The organism is Thiomonas sp. 13-64-67 (genome assembly GCF_002282795.1).
In the GTDB taxonomy this organism is placed as follows: Bacteria; Pseudomonadota; Gammaproteobacteria; order Burkholderiales; family Burkholderiaceae_C; genus Thiomonas; species Thiomonas arsenitoxydans.
Window position 1 is genome coordinate 22,277 of the sequence record NZ_NCKP01000014.1, and the last position, 16,333, is coordinate 38,609.

At 66.5% G+C, this 16,333-nt stretch carries 14 protein-coding genes and 1 pseudogene; 5 read left to right on the top strand and 10 right to left on the bottom strand.

Going from position 1 to position 16,333, the window contains the following annotated elements:
- Positions 1-30 precede the first annotated feature (30 nt).
- The 5 genes from B7X30_RS05480 to B7X30_RS05500 all read left to right on the top strand — a co-directional run bounded on the left by B7X30_RS05480 (position 31) and on the right by B7X30_RS05500 (position 7,048).
- Positions 31-690 carry a LutC/YkgG family protein gene (locus B7X30_RS05480; RefSeq protein ID WP_286729642.1) on the top strand — a complete coding sequence of 220 codons (660 nt, stop codon included), beginning with the start codon at positions 31-33 and terminating at the stop codon, positions 688-690.
- The gene (locus B7X30_RS05485; protein WP_286729644.1) at positions 680-2,098 is read left to right on the top strand and encodes a sodium:proton antiporter; all 1,419 of its coding nucleotides are present in this window, start codon (positions 680-682) and stop codon (positions 2,096-2,098) included. The genes B7X30_RS05480 and B7X30_RS05485 overlap by 11 nt, the downstream gene beginning before the upstream one ends.
- Positions 2,095-3,081: a 2-hydroxyacid dehydrogenase gene (locus B7X30_RS05490; RefSeq protein WP_286729646.1), complete on the top strand. Its 987-nt coding sequence runs from the start codon at positions 2,095-2,097 to the stop codon at positions 3,079-3,081. Before B7X30_RS05485 ends, B7X30_RS05490 begins: the two co-directional genes overlap by 4 nt.
- 6 nt (positions 3,082-3,087) lie before the next feature.
- Positions 3,088-4,617 carry a DNA recombination protein RmuC gene (locus B7X30_RS05495; protein WP_286729649.1) on the top strand — a complete coding sequence of 510 codons (1,530 nt, stop codon included), beginning with the start codon at positions 3,088-3,090 and terminating at the stop codon, positions 4,615-4,617.
- A 67-nt stretch (positions 4,618-4,684) separates the two neighbouring features.
- Positions 4,685-7,048: an adenosylcobalamin-dependent ribonucleoside-diphosphate reductase gene (locus B7X30_RS05500; RefSeq protein ID WP_286729653.1), complete on the top strand. Its 2,364-nt coding sequence runs from the start codon at positions 4,685-4,687 to the stop codon at positions 7,046-7,048.
- Between the two features lie 51 nt (positions 7,049-7,099).
- Here the strand turns inward: B7X30_RS05500 and minE are convergent, their stop codons facing one another.
- From minE to B7X30_RS05550, 10 genes and pseudogenes are all read right to left on the bottom strand, one after another.
- On the bottom strand, positions 7,100-7,357 hold the full coding sequence (gene minE / locus B7X30_RS05505) for a cell division topological specificity factor MinE (RefSeq protein ID WP_013104679.1): 258 nt from the start codon (positions 7,355-7,357) through the stop codon (positions 7,100-7,102).
- Between the two features lie 14 nt (positions 7,358-7,371).
- Positions 7,372-8,184: a septum site-determining protein MinD gene (gene minD, locus B7X30_RS05510; protein ID WP_013122249.1), complete on the bottom strand. Its 813-nt coding sequence runs from the start codon at positions 8,182-8,184 to the stop codon at positions 7,372-7,374.
- Between the two features lie 19 nt (positions 8,185-8,203).
- Positions 8,204-9,022 (bottom strand): septum site-determining protein MinC, encoded by an 819-nt coding sequence (gene minC, locus B7X30_RS05515; RefSeq protein ID WP_286729672.1) that lies wholly within the window; start codon positions 9,020-9,022, stop codon positions 8,204-8,206.
- A gap of 94 nt (positions 9,023-9,116) precedes the next feature.
- Positions 9,117-9,800: an ABC transporter ATP-binding protein gene (locus tag B7X30_RS05520; protein WP_286729674.1), complete on the bottom strand. Its 684-nt coding sequence runs from the start codon at positions 9,798-9,800 to the stop codon at positions 9,117-9,119.
- Positions 9,801-9,858: 58 nt separating this feature from the next.
- Positions 9,859-10,725, bottom strand: coding sequence for a universal stress protein (locus B7X30_RS05525; RefSeq protein ID WP_286729678.1), 867 nt, complete (start codon positions 10,723-10,725; stop codon positions 9,859-9,861).
- A gap of 10 nt (positions 10,726-10,735) precedes the next feature.
- Complete coding sequence (locus tag B7X30_RS05530) at positions 10,736-12,214, bottom strand: SulP family inorganic anion transporter (protein ID WP_286729680.1); 1,479 nt, start codon at positions 12,212-12,214, stop codon at positions 10,736-10,738.
- A 221-nt stretch (positions 12,215-12,435) separates the two neighbouring features.
- The gene (locus B7X30_RS05535) at positions 12,436-14,271 is read right to left on the bottom strand and encodes a polysaccharide biosynthesis protein (protein WP_286729681.1); all 1,836 of its coding nucleotides are present in this window, start codon (positions 14,269-14,271) and stop codon (positions 12,436-12,438) included.
- Positions 14,268-15,414: pseudogene (locus tag B7X30_RS05540) on the bottom strand (DegT/DnrJ/EryC1/StrS family aminotransferase). Before B7X30_RS05540 ends, B7X30_RS05535 begins: the two are co-directional and overlap by 4 nt.
- Entirely contained in the window at positions 15,411-15,680 is a 270-nt protein-coding gene (locus B7X30_RS05545; RefSeq protein ID WP_286729682.1) for a CBS domain-containing protein, read from the bottom strand. Before B7X30_RS05545 ends, B7X30_RS05540 begins: the two are co-directional and overlap by 4 nt.
- Positions 15,677-16,327 (bottom strand): acetyltransferase, encoded by a 651-nt coding sequence (locus tag B7X30_RS05550; protein WP_013122256.1) that lies wholly within the window; start codon positions 16,325-16,327, stop codon positions 15,677-15,679. Before B7X30_RS05550 ends, B7X30_RS05545 begins: the two co-directional genes overlap by 4 nt.
- Between the last annotated feature and the right edge of the window lie 6 nt (positions 16,328-16,333).

The following is a 16,333-nucleotide window of genomic DNA, read 5'->3' on the forward strand; positions in this document are numbered from 1 at the left end:
GCGCGGGGTTGGCCTCCTAGAATCTCCCGCATGAATACCGACACCGCCCGCGCCGCGATCCTGGCGCAGATTCGTGCCCGTCAGGGGCGACCGGCCGCGCTACATGACATCGAGGCGGCCGATGCCGAGGTCGATATCGGCCGCCATGTGCGTGGGCCGCAGCCGACGATTGCCGACCGCATAGCGGGTTTCACCACGCAGGCGCTGGCGCTGCAGACCAGCGTGGTCCGGGTCGCCAGCGCGCAGGACGTGCCGCCCGCGGTGGCGGCTTATCTGCGCGAGCAGGCCTTGGGTGTGCAGGGTGTGGCCTGGGAAACTCTGGCCGATCTGCCCTGGGTCGACGCGGGCGTGACCCTGGAGTTCCGTCCGCCGCGCGATGAAGACAAGCTCGGCATCACCGGCTGCTTCTGCGCGGTGGCCGAGACGGGTTCGCTGGTGCTGGCGAGTTCGCCCGCCACGCCGTCGTCCACCCATCTGCTGCCGCAAACGCATATCGCCATCGTGCCGGCCAGCCGCATCGTGGCTGCGCTGGAAGATGCCTACGCGCTGCTCAGGGCCGAACTGGGCGAATTGCCGCGTGCCTTGAGCACCGTGTCCGGCCCGTCGCGCACGGGCGATATCGAGCAAACCATCGTGCTCGGTGCGCATGGGCCGTACCGCGTGCATGTGGTGATCGTCGATGCGGCGTGAGACCCGTGCTGCGGCCACGGTGCTGCTGAGCCTGTTGCCAGGTCTGGCATCGGCCGCCACCGTCCAGACCGGCCCCGACCCGGCGACGCTCAGCCTGTGGTGGGGGCTGCCCTTCGCGGCCATGCTGTTGTCCATCGCGCTCATGCCCTTGTTTGCGGCGAAGGTGTGGCATCACCATCAGGGCAAGATCGCGGCGGGCTGGGCTGCGCTGTTTCTCATCCCCTTTGCCATCAGTTTCGGCGTGCAGGCCACTTGGAGCGCTGCGCTGCACACCCTTTTGCACGAGTACCTGCCCTTCGTCATTCTGCTCACAGCGCTCTATACCGTGAGCGGCGGCATTGCGGTGCGCGGCAATCTGCACGGCAGCCCGGCGCAGAACACCCTGCTGCTGGCCATTGGCACGGTGCTGGCCAGCGTCATGGGCACCACCGGGGCGGCGATGCTGATGGTGCGTCCGGTCATCCGCGCCAACGATGGCCGCAGGCACAACGCGCATGTGCTGGTGTTTTTCATCTTTCTGGTGGCCAATGCCGGCGGCGCGCTCACCCCGCTGGGCGATCCGCCGCTATTTCTCGGCTTTCTCAAGGGCGTGGATTTTTTCTGGACGCTCAAGCACCTGCTGGCCCCCACGGCTTTGCTCTGCGCCCTGCTGTTGGCCGTGTTTTATGCGCTCGACCGCTGGTTCTGGAGCCAGGAGGCCGAGCGCCCGGCCATCGACCCCACGCCGGACAGCCCGCTGGGCATCATTGGCGCGTGGAATGTGCTGTGGCTGGTGGTCATTGTCATCGCGGTGCTGCACAGCGGCCTTTGGAAACCGGGCATCACCGTGACGATACTCGGCCAGAGTCTCGATCTGCAGAACCTCACGCGCGACGCAGCGCTCGTCCTCGTGGCGCTGTTGTCGCTGGCCACCACGCCATGGCAGGCGCGGCATGAAAACCAGTTCACCTGGGGGCCGATGATCGAGGTGGGCAAGCTGTTTCTCGGCATTTTTCTCACCATCATTCCGGTCATCGCCATCCTGCGGGCGGGCAGCGGCGGAGCGCTGGCCGGGCTGGTCTCGCTTACTTCCGATGCGCAGGGTCAGCCCATCGCGGCCGCGTACTTCTGGCTCACCGGGGCGCTGTCGTCCTTTCTCGACAACGCGCCGACCTATCTGGTGTTTTTCAATCTGGCGGGGGGCGACGCGGCGCAACTCATGGCCCATGTCACCACCCTCATGGCGATTTCGGCCGGGGCGGTGTTCATGGGCGCGGTCACTTATATCGGCAACGCGCCCAACTTCATGGTCAAAGCCATCGCCGAGCATCGCGGCGTGCGCATGCCCTCGTTCTTCGGCTATATGGGTTGGTCGCTGGCCGTTCTGATGCCGTGCTTTCTTCTCCTGACCGTGGTGTTTTTCCGATGAGCAATCTTGTTGCAGACGGCCCGCTGCGCGTGCTCGTGGCGCGCGCCGTGTTTCCCGACGTCATCGAGCCGCTGCGTGCCGTGGCCGAAGTCGAAACCACGCCCGACGACGCCATCGCCACGCCCGAGGCGCTGCGCCAGCGTCTGGCCGACAAGCACGGCGCCTTCATCACCGGCAGCGAGCGCATCGATACCGCCTTGCTCGATGCCTGCCCGCAGCTCTTGGTCGTGAGCACCATGACCGTGGGAGTCGATCACATCGATCTGGCCGCCTGCGCCGAGCGCGGTGTCATCGTCACCCACGCGCCCGACGTGCTCACCGAGACCACTGCCGATTTCGGCTTCGCCCTGCTGCTGGCCGCGGCCCGGCAGGTGGGCGAGGCCGAGCGCTATCTGCGCGCGGGGCAGTGGAAAAAATGGAGCGTCGATCTGTTCGCCGGTGCGGATGTGCATGGCGCCACGCTGGGCATCGTCGGCATGGGACGCATCGGCCAGGCCATTGCGCGGCGTGCGGCGCATGGCTTCAATATGCGCGTGCTCTATCACAATCGCAGACGGCTGGCCGCGCACCTCGAAGACGATCTGCGCGCCAGTTATCGCGAGCTGCCCGAGTTGCTGCGCGAAAGTCGGCATGTGCTGCTGGCGCTGCCCTACAGCCCCGCCGCCTATCACCTCATCGGTGCGACCGAGCTGGCGCAGATGCAGCCCGGCGCCACGCTGGTCAACATCGCCCGCGGCGGCGTAGTGGACGAAACCGCGCTCGCCCACGCCCTGCACAGCGGCCATCTGGGCGCCGCCGGGCTGGATGTGCTCGAGGGTGAGCCCGCCGTCAACCCCGCGCTGCTGGCCGCGCCGCGGCTGGTGCTCACGCCGCATATCGCCAGCAGCAGCATTCCCACCCGCCGCGCCATGGCCCAACTCGCGGTGGACAACCTTGTCGCGGTGCTGCAAGGCCAGCCGCCCATCACGCCCGTTACGGGTTGAACCTACATGTCTCTTGAACTGGTGTTGCTCCTCCTCGTTGCGCTGTTGTTGCTCATCTTGCTGGGCATGGCCTGGACGCTGTTGTCGCGTCTGCGCGGTCTGGCCGAGTTGCGGCGCGAAATCGGCGCAGAACTGGCCCCTCAGATGGAGCGTCTGGAGCGCGAACTGCGCAGCGCGGTGCAGACCAGTGGCCAGAGCCTGCGCACCGAGCAGGCCGGGCAACTGGCGCAATTCCAGCAAATGCTGCTCAACCAGCAGGGCGAGAGCACGCGCACGCAAAACGCCCAGCTCGACGCCGTCAACCTGCAACTGCAAAGCCTGCAAAAAGCGGTGGGCGACACCCTGGTGCAGCAGGTCGGCCATCTCACCCAGACCAACACCCAGAGCCTGCAATCGTTGCAGGCCCAGCTCATCGAGCGCCTCGACGCCTTGCGCAAGGCCACCGACCAGCGCTTGATCGAAGCGCGCCAGAGCGCCGAGCAGGGCCAGACCGCCATGCGCGAGTCCACCGAGTTGCGCCTCACCGAGCTGCGCCAGTCCACCGACAAGAACCTGAACGAAATGCGCGGCACGGTGGAACTGCGCCTGCGCGAATTGCAGGCCGACAATGAGAAAAAACTCGAACAGATGCGCGCCACCGTGGACGAAAAACTCCACGCCACACTGGAGCAGCGGCTGGGCGAGAGCTTCAAGCAAGTCGCCGAGCGGCTGGAACTGGTGCACCGTGGCCTGGGCGAAATGCAGACCCTGGCGCAAGGCGTGGGCGACCTGCAGCGGGTGTTCACCAATGTGAAATCGCGCGGGGTGTTCGGCGAAATTCAACTGGCCGGCCTGATCGAGCAGGTGTTCACCCCCGAGCAATACGGCGTCAACGTGGAAACCGTACCCGGCAGCAACGCCCGGGTGGAATACGCCATTCGCCTGCCGGGCAAGGGAGAAGGCACGGTCTGGCTGCCGATCGACGCCAAGTTCCCCCGCGAAGACTATGAGCGCTTGCTCGACGCGCAGGAGCAGGCTGACAAACCCGCCGCCGAGGCCGCTTCTAAGGCGCTTGAACTACGTCTGCGCGAGGAAGCCAAGACCATCCAGAGCAAATACATTGCCGCGCCGCACACCAGCGATTTCGGCATTCTGTTCCTGCCCACCGAGGGCCTGTATGCCGAGGCGCTGCGCCGACCGGGCTTGGTGGAGGCGCTGCAGCGCGAGTACCGCGTGATGCTCGCCGGGCCCACCACCCTGCTGGCCCTGCTCAACAGCCTGCACATGGGTTTTCGCACCCTGGCGCTGGAACAACGCTCCACCGAGGTGTGGAAAGTGCTCGGTGCGGTGAAAACAGAATTCACCAAATTCGGCGACGTTCTTGCAAAAACGCGCAAGAAGCTCGACGAAGCGAGCAATACCATCGGCCAGGCGGAAACCCGTACCCGCGCCATGACGCGCCAGCTCAAGCAGGTGGAAGCGCTGCCGGTCGATCAGACGCAAACCCTGCTGGGTTTGACCGAGGTCGAACCCGACGATCACGAAGACGCGGTATAAACCGAGCATCGATTTTTCGCGCCGCAGGCATTCCGCCGTGCGGCCTTTGCGTTTTTAGGCTCCCATCATGCAAGCACAAGACATCAGTCTCGACGTTCTGGCGGAGAAATACGCCAAGGGCGATGAGCGCACCATCGCAGACATTCACACCCGCGTCGCCCGCGCCCTGGCGGTCGAAGAGGCCGACCCGGCCCGCAGCGAAGCGCTGTTCCGGCAGGCGCTGGCCGACGGGTTCGTGCCCGCCGGACGCATCATGTCGGCGGCGGGTACCGACATTCAGGCCACGCTGATCAACTGCTTCGTCCAGCCCGTGGGCGATTCGGTGTCCGACGACAAGGACGGCAAGCCCAGCATCTACAAGGCGCTGGCGCAGGCGGCTGAGACCATGCGGCGCGGCGGCGGCGTGGGCTACGACTTTTCGCGCATCCGCCCGGCGGGTGCGCATGTCGGCGGCACCCACAGCCGCGCCAGCGGCCCGCTGTCGTTCATGCGGGTGTTCGACGCCTCGTGTGAGACGGTGGAATCCGCTGGCAGCCGCCGGGGCGCGCAAATGGGCGTATTGAGAGCCGACCATCCCGACATCGAAGCCTTTATCCACGCCAAAGACCAAGGCGCGTTCAAGAACTTCAATCTGTCGGTCGGCGTGAGCGCCGCGTTCATGCAGGCGGTCGAAAACGACGCGCAGATCGATCTGGTGCACAAGGCCAGGCCGGGCGATCTGTGGGATCAGATCATGCAGTCCACCTACGACCACGCCGAGCCGGGCATTCTGTTTCTCGACACCGCCAACGCTGATAACAACCTCTATTACTGCGAAACCTTCGAGGCGACCAACCCTTGCGCCGAGGAGTTCCTGCCCGACTACGGCTGCTGCTGCCTGGGCTCGATCAATCTCACCCGTTTTGTGCGCGATCCGTTCACGCCGCAGGCGCGGTTCGATGCCGAGGGTTTTCAGGCCGTCACCCGTGTTGCGGTGCGCATGCTCGACAACGTGCTCGACGTGACCTACTGGCCGCTGGTCGAGCAGCACAACGAGGCGCAAAACAAACGCCGCATCGGCCTGGGTTTTCTTGGCCTGGGCGACGCCTGCGTGATGCTCGGCCAGCGCTATGACAGCGACGACGCCCGGCGCTTCGCGGCCGACATGGCCCGCACCCTGCGCGACGCGGCCTATGCCGCCTCGGTCGATCTCGCCAAGGAGAAGGGCGCCTTCCCGCTGTTCGACGCGAAAAAATACCTCGACAGCGGCTTCGCCAAGCGGCTGCCCGAAGCCCTTCGCGCCGACATCGCCGCGCATGGCATCCGCAACTCGCACCTGCTCGCCGTGGCGCCCACCGGCACCATCAGCCTGGCGTTTGCCGACAACGCCAGCAACGGCATCGAGCCTGCGTTCTCGTGGGTCTATACCCGCAAGAAGCGCATGGCCGACAACACCACCCGCGAGTACGAAGTCGCCGACCACGCCTGGCGCCTGTACCGCAGCCTGGGCCGAGACATGAGCGCCCTGCCGCCGGCCTTCGTCACCGCGCTGGAGATGCCCGCCACCGACCACATGAAAATGCTGCAGGTCGTGCAGCCCTTCATCGACACCAGTATCAGCAAAACCGTCAACGTCCCGGCCGACTACCCCTACGACGACTTCAAAGACCTCTACCTGCAGGCCTGGAAAGCCGGGCTCAAAGGGCTGGCCACATACCGCCCAAACGCCGTGCTTGGCGCGGTGCTGCAGGCCACGCCCACGGCGGCCGCGCCTGCTGCCGCATCTGCCCAGACTGCCGACGACATCGATCCGCTCACCCGCCGCATCGAGGGTCGCCCCTCGGGCGACTTGCAGGCCGTCACCAGCAAGATCAGCTACATGACCTCGGAAGGACAGAAGACCGTCTATCTCTCCGTCTCTTTCGCTGAAGTAGAGGGCCGGGTGAACGGCGAGGCCGTGCGCATCGAGCGGCCCATCGAGTTCTTCATGCCCGCAGGTCAGCGCGACGAAGGCCAGCAATGGATCGCCTCCAATATGCGGCTGCTTTCCCTCGTCGCACGTTCGGGTGGCTCCATCGCCAAGAGTTTGCAGAACATGCGCGAAGTCGTGTGGGACAAAGGCCCGGTGCGCTGCGGCGAAGTCATCAAGTCAGACGGCAGCCGTGCGCCGCGTTTCCACCAGTCCGAAGTCGCCGCCATCGCCTACGCCCTGCAGGAACTGCTGCGCCGCCGCGGTTATCTCGACGCCTCCGGCCGAGAACAATCGCTGCTCTCGCTGGCGCAGCGCGCCCACGTTCCCGAAGCACTGCGCATCGACCTCGAATCGGCCGACGCATCGCCTGAGCTGCTGCCCGGCGGCCGCATCTGCCCCGAATGCGGCGGGCCGTTTCTACGGCGAGTGGACGGCTGCGACCGCTGCGAAAATTGCGGATATATCGGCAGCTGCGGTTGAGGAACGGGGCAGGACGGCTGTACCTGTACTGCGTTCGGCCCGCGCTTCCCGTCAACCCCGCGGCGGGATTTCGATTTTCACTTCCAGCACGTCCAGCGTGTCCTGGCGTTCGAGCTTGACCTGGATGTCGTTGCTGTCGATCTTGACGTATTTCGAGATCACGTCGACCAATTCGCGCTGCAGTGCGGGCAGCCAGTCGGCGGGGGCGCCGTTGCCGCCGCGTTCGTGCGCGAGGATGATTTGCAGCCGTTCTTTGGCGACGGTGGCGGTTTTCTTTTTTTCGCCCAGAAAGAAAGAGAGGAATGACATGTTGCGTGCCCTCCTCAACCGCCGAACAGGCGCTTGAACAGGCCCGGCTTCTGATAATCGGTGAAGCGCATCGGCTTGTCTTCGCCGAGAAAGCGCGCCACCACGTCCTGATAAGCCTCGGCCACGTCGCTGCCGGTGAGGTGAATGGCCGGCGTGCCCTGGTTGGAGGCCTGCAGCACCGATTCGCTCTCAGGAATCACGCCGATGAGCTGGATGCGCAGAATGTCCTGGATGTCGGTGAGCGAGAGCATCTCGCCGTCGCTGACGCGCTTGGGGTTGTAGCGGGTGATGAGCAGATGCTCGCGGATCGGCTCGCCGCCTTCGATGGCACGCTTGGTTTTGCTCGACAGCATGCCCAGAATGCGGTCGGAGTCGCGCACCGAAGAGACTTCCGGGTTGGTGACGATGAGGGCTTCGTCGGCGAAGTGCATGGCCATGAGCGCCCCGCTTTCAATCCCGGCCGGCGAGTCGCAGACGATGTAGGTGAAGCCCATGTCGTCGAGCTCCTTGAGCACGTTTTCCACGCCCTCCATGGTGAGCGCGTCTTTGTCGCGGGTTTGCGAGGCGGGGAGGATGAACAGGTTGTCGCACTGCTTGTCCTTGATCAGCGCCTGGGTGAGCTTGGCCTCGCCCTGAATGACGTTGATGAGGTCGTACACCACGCGGCGCTCGCAGCCCATGATCAGGTCGAGGTTGCGCAGGCCGACGTCGAAGTCGATGACGGCGGTTTTGTGGCCGCGCAGGGCCAGGCCGGAGGCGAAGCTGGCGCTGGTGGTGGTCTTGCCCACGCCGCCTTTGCCCGAAGTCACCACAATGATTTTCGCCATGAGTTCTGTCCTTCTTGAATTATTTGAGTGCCAACGGTTCGATCAGCAATTGTTCGCCCTGCAGCCGCACGGTGGTCGGCTGGCCGCGCACTCCGGCGGGAAAGTCTTGTTCGGCGGTGCGGTAGATGCCGGCAATGGCGACCAGCTCCGGCTCGAAGCTGGTGCAGAAAATCCGCGCCGCAGTGTTGCCGCGCGCCCCGGCCAGCGCCCGGCCGCGCAGCGCGCCGTAGATATGCACATGCCCTTCGGCCATGACTTCGGCGCCGTGGCTGACCACGCCCTGCACTATGAGATCGCCGGGGGAATAGATGCGCTGACCCGAGCGCAGCGGGCGGTCGATGAGCACCGTGGGCAGCGTAGCGGGGGCGGGTTCCGGGGCGGGTGTTGCGGCAGGCACGGAGGGCTGCGCCGCGGCTTGTTGGGGTTCGGCGCCGGGCGCCGCATCGGCGGGTGTCGTTGCGGGTGCAGAGACGGCTTCGGTGGTTTCGGCGCTCTCGGCTGGTTTGCGAGGGTCTCGGCCGACGTCGCGGCTGTCGAGCAGGGGCAGATCGCTGGCTCCGGCCCAGGTTTGTTGCGCGGCTTGCGCCACCACGCCAAAGGGCCGCATTTTGAAGCGGCGAAGCAGGGCGGCGAGTTCGTCCAGCGGCAGGGTGGCGTCGTCGGCCAGGCGGCGCAGATCGATGGCTACGGCCTCGCCCGAGAAAAACTCGGGTGCGGCGTCGAAGCGCTGCTGCAGCGCTTCGGCCAGCGCGGCGAAGTCGGGCGTTTTCACCACCAGATGCACGGCGTCGATGGCGCCGCTGCGAAGTTCAAACAAGGTGGCTTTGGAACGGGACATGGACAAACAGGACGACTGCGGGTGTGAGGAAAAAACGAATCCAGCAATCGTAGTGGATCGGTGCGGGCGGCCGCAGGTGCGAGCCCGAACTTTCTCAGGCTTCTTGCAGCGCGCCGTTCACCAGCCGGAGCTGGCGCTGGCAGCGCGCGGCCACCGTGGCGTCGTGAGTGACGATGATGACGGCGTCGCCCTGCGCCAGCGCCACGTCGAGAAGCATGTCCAGCGCCACCGCCGAGGCTTCGCTGTCGAGATTGCCCGTGGGCTCGTCGGCAAGCACGAGCTGCGGCTGCGTGACCAGCGCGCGGGCAATGGCCACGCGCTGGCGTTCGCCGCCTGAGAGCTCGCCAGGGCGGTGCTGCAGCCGCGCGCCCAGGCCCATGCTCTGCAACATCTGCGCCGCGACGGCATGCGCAGCTTCAGCCGTTGTGCGGCGAATGCGCAGCGGCATGGCCACGTTGTCGAGCGCGCTGAATTCCATCAGAAGGTGATGGAACTGGTACACGAAGCCGACATGCTGGTTGCGCCATGCCCCCTGTGCCTTGGGGCTCATCTGCGCCCAGTCGCTCCCGCAGACCTGCACACGGCCGCCATCGGCCCGGTCGAGCCCGCCCAGCAGGTGCATGAGCGTGCTCTTGCCCGAACCCGAGGCGCCGATGATGGCCAGGGTCTGGCCGCCGTCCAGGCGCAGGTTCACGTCCTTGAGCACATCGACGGCCTGCGGCCCTTCGGTGTAGCGCTTGCGCAGGTGTTCAGCCAGCAGGATGGGGGGGGTGGACATGGGCAACGGGGTCTAGACGTGGAGCCGTGCATTGCACCACAGGCCCGCGTGTGGTGGGTCAGCGTAGCAACAGAGTGGGTATGGTCGAGGCGCGCAGCAGGTCGGCGGTTTTGCTGCCCAGCAGCAGTTTGCGCACCGGTGAATGGGAGTAGGCGCCCATGATGAGCAAATCGATGTTCCGCTCTTTGAGCACGGCGGAAATCACGCTTTCGGGGTCGCCCGCACGGGCCAGCGCCTGCGCCGTCATGCCGCGCGATTGCAGAGTTTGCCGCGCCCAGTCGAGCGCTTTTTCGGTTTGCGCTGAAGGGCTGCTGGCCATGCACACGGTGATGTCCAGCCCGGCGAGCAAAGGTTGCGCTCCGACCCATTCCACCGCACGGCGGGTCATGCTGCCGCCGTCGTAGGCAATGAGCACGCGCTGCGGTGGCGTGAACGCATCGGTCACGGTCAGGATGGGGATGTGCAGGGCGCGCACGATGGCTTCGACGTGACGGCCGATGTCGCGCCCCGACCGTTCTGCCGATGCGCCGCGCCGCCCCAGAACCAGCAGGCCGATGGCGGGGGCCTGCTCGACCAGCGTCTGCGTGAGCTCGCCCAGGCGCTGACGAATGTCCACCTCGGCGGCTCCCGCATCGAGCGCGCGCTGGCGCAGCCGGGCCAGCAGTGTGCGGCCGCGCTCGCGGGCGCTCAACAGCGTCTGGCGTTCGCTCTCGGCCAGTTCCTGCAGCAGATCGTCCTGCGCGCCCAAGCCGATGGCGCCGCTGTGGTCGCTGCTGGAGGCTGCGGTTTCGGGATGGCGATCCAGCACATGAAGCAGGTCGAGCAGCGTGCCCATGCGTTGCGCCGCCCAGGCGCCGTAGTCGGTGACGTAGTCGGCGAAGCGGGAATGATCTACGCAGGCCGTGACTTTGTTGTGGTCTGGCATGGTCGGCTCCTCAATGGCTCATCAACAGGTCTTCGGCGCCGTCCTTGTCGTGGACCGCGAACTTGTCCACCAGCGTGGCGCTGGCTTCGTTGAGCCCCGTGACCTCGACTTCGGTGGCTTCGCGACGGAATTTGAGGATGACCTTGTCCAGCGCGCTGATGGCCGTGATGTCCCAGAAATGCGCGCGGCTGACGTTGATGTGAACCTTGTCGATCACCTCCTTGAAGTCGAAGCGGGAGATGAAGGCGTCTGCCGAAGCGAAAAACACCTGCCCGGTCACGGTGTAAGTGCGGCTGCGGCCTTCGGCATCGGCCCGCGAGCTCACACGCAGGATGCTGCCGACCTTGTGGGCGAAAAAGAAACCCGACAGCAGCACGCCGGTCAGCACGCCCAGCGCCAGATTGTCGGTGGCGACGACCACGGCCACGGTGGCCAGCATGACCACGCTCGAACTCTTGGGATGCTCGCGCAGATTGCGGATCGAGCCCCAGTTGAAGGTGCCGATGGACACCATGATCATCACTGCGACCAGCGCCGCCATGGGAATGCGCGCCACCCAATCGCCGAGGAACACCACCATGACCAGCAGCACGACGCCCGCCGTCAGCGTTGAAAGTCGCCCGCGGCCGCCCGACTTCACGTTGATGACCGACTGGCCGATCATGGCGCAACCCGCCATGCCGCCGAGAAAGCCGGTGGCGATATTGGCCACGCCCTGGCCCACGCATTCACGGCGCTTGTTGCTGGAGGTGTCGGTGAAGTCGTCGATCAGCGTGGCGGTCATCATCGATTCCAGCAGGCCGACCACGGCCATGGCCAGCGACACCGGAAAGATGATGCGCAGGGTCTCGAAATTCAGCGGCACATCAGGCATGAGAAACATGGGCAGGCTATCCGGGAGCTGACCCTTGTCGCCCACAGTGGGCACATGGATGCCGAAAGCCGCCGTCACGATGGTCAGCAACACGATGGCCACCAGCGGCGAAGGCACCACGCGGGTGATTCTGGGCAACAGATAGATGATGGCCAGCCCGGCCGCTACCAGCGGATAGACGGCCCAGGGCACGCGGATCAGCTCGGGCAGTTGCGCCAGGAAAATGAGAATCGCCAGCGCGTTGGCAAAGCCCGTGATCACCGAGTGCGAGACAAAGCGCATGAGCCTGTCAAAGCCCGCCCAGCCGATGATCATCTGCAACACGCCCGTCAGCAGCGTGGCGGCCAGCATGTACTGCAGCCCGTGTTCTTTCACCAGAGACACCATCACCAGCGCCATGGCGCCGGTAGCGGCGGAGATCATGCCGGGGCGCCCTCCGGCGAAGGCGATGACCGTGGCCATGCTGAAGGCGGCGTACAGCCCCACCTTGGGATCGACCCCGGCAATGATGGAAAAGGCAATGGCTTCGGGGATCAGCGCAAGCGCCACCACGACGCCCGAGAGCAGATCGTTGCGAATGATGGACAGCCAGTCCTGTCGGAAGGTTTGCATCATCAGGGACACCTTTGTTGTAGTTGTGCGGCAACGGCATGGCCTGCTTGATCAAGGCGATCCTGCGTGGCACTGCAGCGAAGCAGCTGGGGAAACCACCCTGCAGAACCGCAGGGGAATCATCGCTCGACACACCGCAGCGAGGCGGCGGATGAGAGGGGTCGTTGCGACCCTCCGAGCGAAAACCAATGCGATTGTAGGGGTACTCGCGACGCAGCGTGCGGCTACTGCGGGGTGTACTCCTGCACCAGCGCGTGCAGCGCGGCTTTGATCTGCGCGGGTGAGTCTGCGCTGCTGGCGGCGATCCAGGCTTGCAACGCTGGCAGGTCGAGCGGATCCAGCTCGGCCTGGCGGGCGACGCGAAGTTTGGGGTGGGGCGTGGGCAGAGTGGTTTCGTCGTCGGCCAGCAATTCCTCAAATAGCTTTTCGCCAGGGCGCAAGCCGGTGAAGTGAATGGGAATTTCTTCCTCGGTCTTGTTGGAGAGCCGGATCATCAGCCGTGCCAGATCGACGATCTTCACCGGCTCGCCCATGTCGAGCACGAAGATGTTGCCGCTTTCCCCCATCAGCCCCGCCTGCAGCACGAGCTGCGCGGCTTCGGGAATGGTCATGAAGTAGCGCACGATCTCCGGATGGGTCACGGTGACAGGCCCGCCGGCGGCGATCTGCGCCGCAAAGCGCGGCACCACGCTGCCGCTCGATCCCAGCACATTGCCGAAGCGCACCGCGCAGCAATGCGTTTCGGGGTGCTGCGCGGCGTGCGCCTGCAGCGCCAGCTCGGCCAGCCGCTTGCTCGCGCCCATCACATTGGTCGGGTTCACCGCCTTGTCGGTGGAGATGAGCACGAAGCGTTGCGCGCCGCTGGCCGTGGCCGCGCGTGCCGCGCCCAGCGTGCCCAGCACATTGGTGCGCAGCGCCTCGATGGCGTTGTCGTCTTCCATCAGCGGCACATGCTTGTAGGCCGCGGCGTGCAGCACCACGGCGGGGCGGTGCCGCTTGAACAGGTCGAACAGCCGTTCGGGTTCGCGCACATTGGCGGTGTAATAGCGCACGGCCAGCTCGGGAAAGCGTGCCTTGAACTCCTGCTCCAGCGCATAAATGGCGATTTCAGACGAGTCGATGCACACCAGTTGCCGCACGCCGAAGCGCGCAATCTGGCGGCACAGCTCCGAGCCGATGCTGCCGCCCGCGCCCGTGACCAGCGCCACCTGCCCGGCGAGCAGGCTGGAGAGGCCGCGCACGTCGAGCTGCACCGCGGCGCGCCCGAGCAGGTCGGCCAGCTCGACCTGGCGCGGCGCCTGACCACCGCCTGCGCTGCTGCCGCTTTGCAGCCAGTCGTCGGCGCGCGGCAGGGTGAGCAGGGCGAGGTGCGCATCGCTGGCTTGCAGCAGCAGCTCGCGGCGGGCTGGGCTGCCGGGCTCGCTGGCGATCAGCGCGTGGCTGGCGCCCTGCGCCTGGGCCACACGGGCCAGATCGTCCACGCTGCCGGCCACCCGCACGCCCTGCACGCTGCGGCCCACTTCGCCGCGATTCGGGCTGATGAGGGCGGCCACCTGCCAGCCTTTGCTCGATCGCAGGCTTTGCAGCGCGCGCGCGGCGTCGTCGAGCGTGCCCAGCACCAGCAGCGGCTTGCCTTGCGCGGTCGAGCGGGTCAGCCGTCCTTCGGCCAGAATGCGCGCGCCCAGCCGCAGGCCAAGCAGCGCGGCGCCCGCGAACAGCGGATGCAGCAGCACGATGGAGCGCGGGAAATTGGGCAGTCGCAAGAGCAGCAGCACAGCCGCCAGCGCCAGCGCCGCCACGATCATGGCCGAGGCCAGCCGCTTGAACTCGGGCACGCTGGTGTGCCGCCACGGCGTGCGGTAAACGCCCAGCCCCGCCAGCGCTGCCACCCACACCACGGCGGCCAGCGGCGTGCTGATCCACAGAATCTGCGCCAGGTTGGACGGCGCGTCATTGCGCAGCAGGCTGAAGCGAAACAGGAAGGCGAGCAGCCAGGTGAAGGCGACGAGCAGGGCGTCGGCCGCCGCGGGGCGCCAGATCGCTCGGGTCGAAAACCTCATGCGGCGCTCCGCCAGCTCAGCTCCAGGCCGCGCGCCACCAGTTCGCACACCCGGGCGCGCTGCGCGGCGCTCATGTTCGAACCCGAAGGCAGGCAGACGCCGCCTTCGAACAGCGCGCGGCTCACATCCTGATGGGGCTCATGCGCGAAGTAGCGGCAGCCTGCGTACAGGGGTTGCAGATGCATGGGCTTCCACACTGGCCGGGCTTCGACGTTGTGGCGCTCGAGAAAGTCGAGCAGCGCATCGCGGCGGGCCTGGGGGCTCTCTCCATCTCCGTCCTCCAGCACGAAGGCCGACAGCCAGCGGGTGGACTGGTGGCCCTCGGGCTCGGCCATCCAGCGCAGACCGGGCACGCCAGAGAGCGCGTCGCGATACTGCGCGAACACTTCGCGGCGGCTCTGCACCCTTTGCTCAAGCACCCGCAACTGACCGCGGCCGATGCCCGCCAGCACATTGCTCAGGCGGTAGTTGTAGCCGTCTTCAATGTGCTCGTAATGCCGCGCCGGTTCGCGCGCCTGGGTGGAGAGATTGCGGGCGTGTTCGATCAGCGCAGCGTCGTTGCTCACCAGCATGCCGCCGCCTGAGGTGGTGATGATTTTGTTGCCGTTGAACGAAAACACCGCCAGCTTGCCGAAGCTGCCGCTGGGGCGGTCGCGGTAGGTCGCGCCGAGCGATTCGGCCGCGTCTTCGAGCATGGGCACGCCATAGCGTTCGAGCAAGGGGACGATCTCGTCCATCTCGGCGCTCTGGCCGTAAAGGTTGACGACCACGCAATGCCGCAGCCAGGGCTTGTGGCGACATATTCCAGCCCTTTGGCTCGGAATCGATGAACACTGGGGTGGCGCCGAGTTGTTTGATGGGGTTGGCGCTGGCCACGAAGGTCAGGCTGGAGCACAGCACCACATCGCCAGGCCCCACGCCCAGCAGGCGCAGGCCCAGATGCAGCGCCGCCGTGCCCGAACTCGTGGCCGCGGCGTGCTGCACGCCCACGCGAGCCGCCAGCTCGCGCTCGAAGGCATCGACATGCGGGCCGAGCGGCGCAATCCAGTTGCTGGTGAAAGCCTCCTGCACCAGCGCCACTTCGTCTTCGCCCAGATGCGGCGACGACAGATAGACGCGCTGCGACAGCTCGCGCCGCGTCACCAGATCGACCGCGCGCCGTCGCGCTGGCTGGCCTGCAGGCCGACCGTGTGCGGCGGGCGCGCAGGCAGGGCGGACAAGGGCGTCCCGTTGCTCACCCCGGCCAGCGCGGCGCGGCGCAGATCGCCGTCAGTCACGGTGCGCAGCAGACGCCCCTGCGCGTCGGTCACGAGCAGAATGCCCTGCGCCGTGGCATCGAGCCGCGCCAGCGCCTCGTGCAAGGTGACGCCGGGGGGCAGACAAAGGGCGTTGAAAGTGTTGAGATTCATGCCGAAACTCCTTGAAGGGGGCGTGCCGGCACACCGGCCCAGGCCTCGCCGTCGGGCAGGTCTTGCAGCAGCACCGCGCCCGCGCCCAGCGTAGCGCCCGCGCCCACGCGCAGATTGCGCAGCACCGTGCTGCCCGCGCCCACCAGGGCGGCTTCGCCCACCTGCACCGCGCCGCCGAGGCGCACGCCGGGGGCCACATGTGCCCAGGCGGCAATGCGGCAGTCGTGATCGACCACCGCGCCGTGATTGACGATGACGCCCATGCCCAGCTCGGCCATGGGCGCGACGACGCACTGCGCCGTGATCAGGCAGCCCGGCTGCACGCGCGCCGAGGCCGCCACGCTGGCGCTGGGGTGCACGATGGTGGCCAGCGGCCCGATGGACGCCAGCCGCGCCGCCTCGTCGCGCCGTATCGCGTTGTGGCCGATGGCCACATGCACCGCGCGCGGGCCGGGCAAGGCGCTGGCCTCGTCGATCGAGAGCACCGGCACGCCGGGCAGCAGTTCGCTGCCCCAGGTGGCCGGGTTGCGGTCTGAGGCGACCACGCGTGCAAAGGCGCCGCTCAACAACGCCGCGTCAGCCGCCACGCGGCCGTGGCCGCCGGCGCCAAACACGATCAACACAGGTTTGTCGGAGGATGGGGACATAGGGGT

Excerpts from the sequence above, each read along its gene's own strand:
- B7X30_RS05480 (WP_286729642.1), top strand. The coding sequence starts at position 31 with ATGAATACCGACACCGCCCGCGCCGCGATCCTGGCGCAGATTCGTGCC.
- B7X30_RS05485 (WP_286729644.1), top strand. The coding sequence starts at position 680 with ATGCGGCGTGAGACCCGTGCTGCGGCCACGGTGCTGCTGAGCCTGTTG.
- B7X30_RS05490 (WP_286729646.1), top strand. The coding sequence starts at position 2,095 with ATGAGCAATCTTGTTGCAGACGGCCCGCTGCGCGTGCTCGTGGCGCGC.
- B7X30_RS05495 (WP_286729649.1), top strand. The coding sequence starts at position 3,088 with ATGTCTCTTGAACTGGTGTTGCTCCTCCTCGTTGCGCTGTTGTTGCTC.
- B7X30_RS05500 (WP_286729653.1), top strand. The coding sequence starts at position 4,685 with ATGCAAGCACAAGACATCAGTCTCGACGTTCTGGCGGAGAAATACGCC.
- minE (WP_013104679.1), bottom strand. The coding sequence starts at position 7,357 with ATGTCATTCCTCTCTTTCTTTCTGGGCGAAAAAAAGAAAACCGCCACC.
- minD (WP_013122249.1), bottom strand. The coding sequence starts at position 8,184 with ATGGCGAAAATCATTGTGGTGACTTCGGGCAAAGGCGGCGTGGGCAAG.
- minC (WP_286729672.1), bottom strand. The coding sequence starts at position 9,022 with ATGTCCCGTTCCAAAGCCACCTTGTTTGAACTTCGCAGCGGCGCCATC.
- B7X30_RS05520 (WP_286729674.1), bottom strand. The coding sequence starts at position 9,800 with ATGTCCACCCCCCCCATCCTGCTGGCTGAACACCTGCGCAAGCGCTAC.
- B7X30_RS05525 (WP_286729678.1), bottom strand. The coding sequence starts at position 10,725 with ATGCCAGACCACAACAAAGTCACGGCCTGCGTAGATCATTCCCGCTTC.
- B7X30_RS05530 (WP_286729680.1), bottom strand. The coding sequence starts at position 12,214 with ATGATGCAAACCTTCCGACAGGACTGGCTGTCCATCATTCGCAACGAT.
- B7X30_RS05535 (WP_286729681.1), bottom strand. The coding sequence starts at position 14,271 with ATGAGGTTTTCGACCCGAGCGATCTGGCGCCCCGCGGCGGCCGACGCC.
- B7X30_RS05545 (WP_286729682.1), bottom strand. The coding sequence starts at position 15,680 with ATGAATCTCAACACTTTCAACGCCCTTTGTCTGCCCCCCGGCGTCACC.
- B7X30_RS05550 (WP_013122256.1), bottom strand. The coding sequence starts at position 16,327 with ATGTCCCCATCCTCCGACAAACCTGTGTTGATCGTGTTTGGCGCCGGC.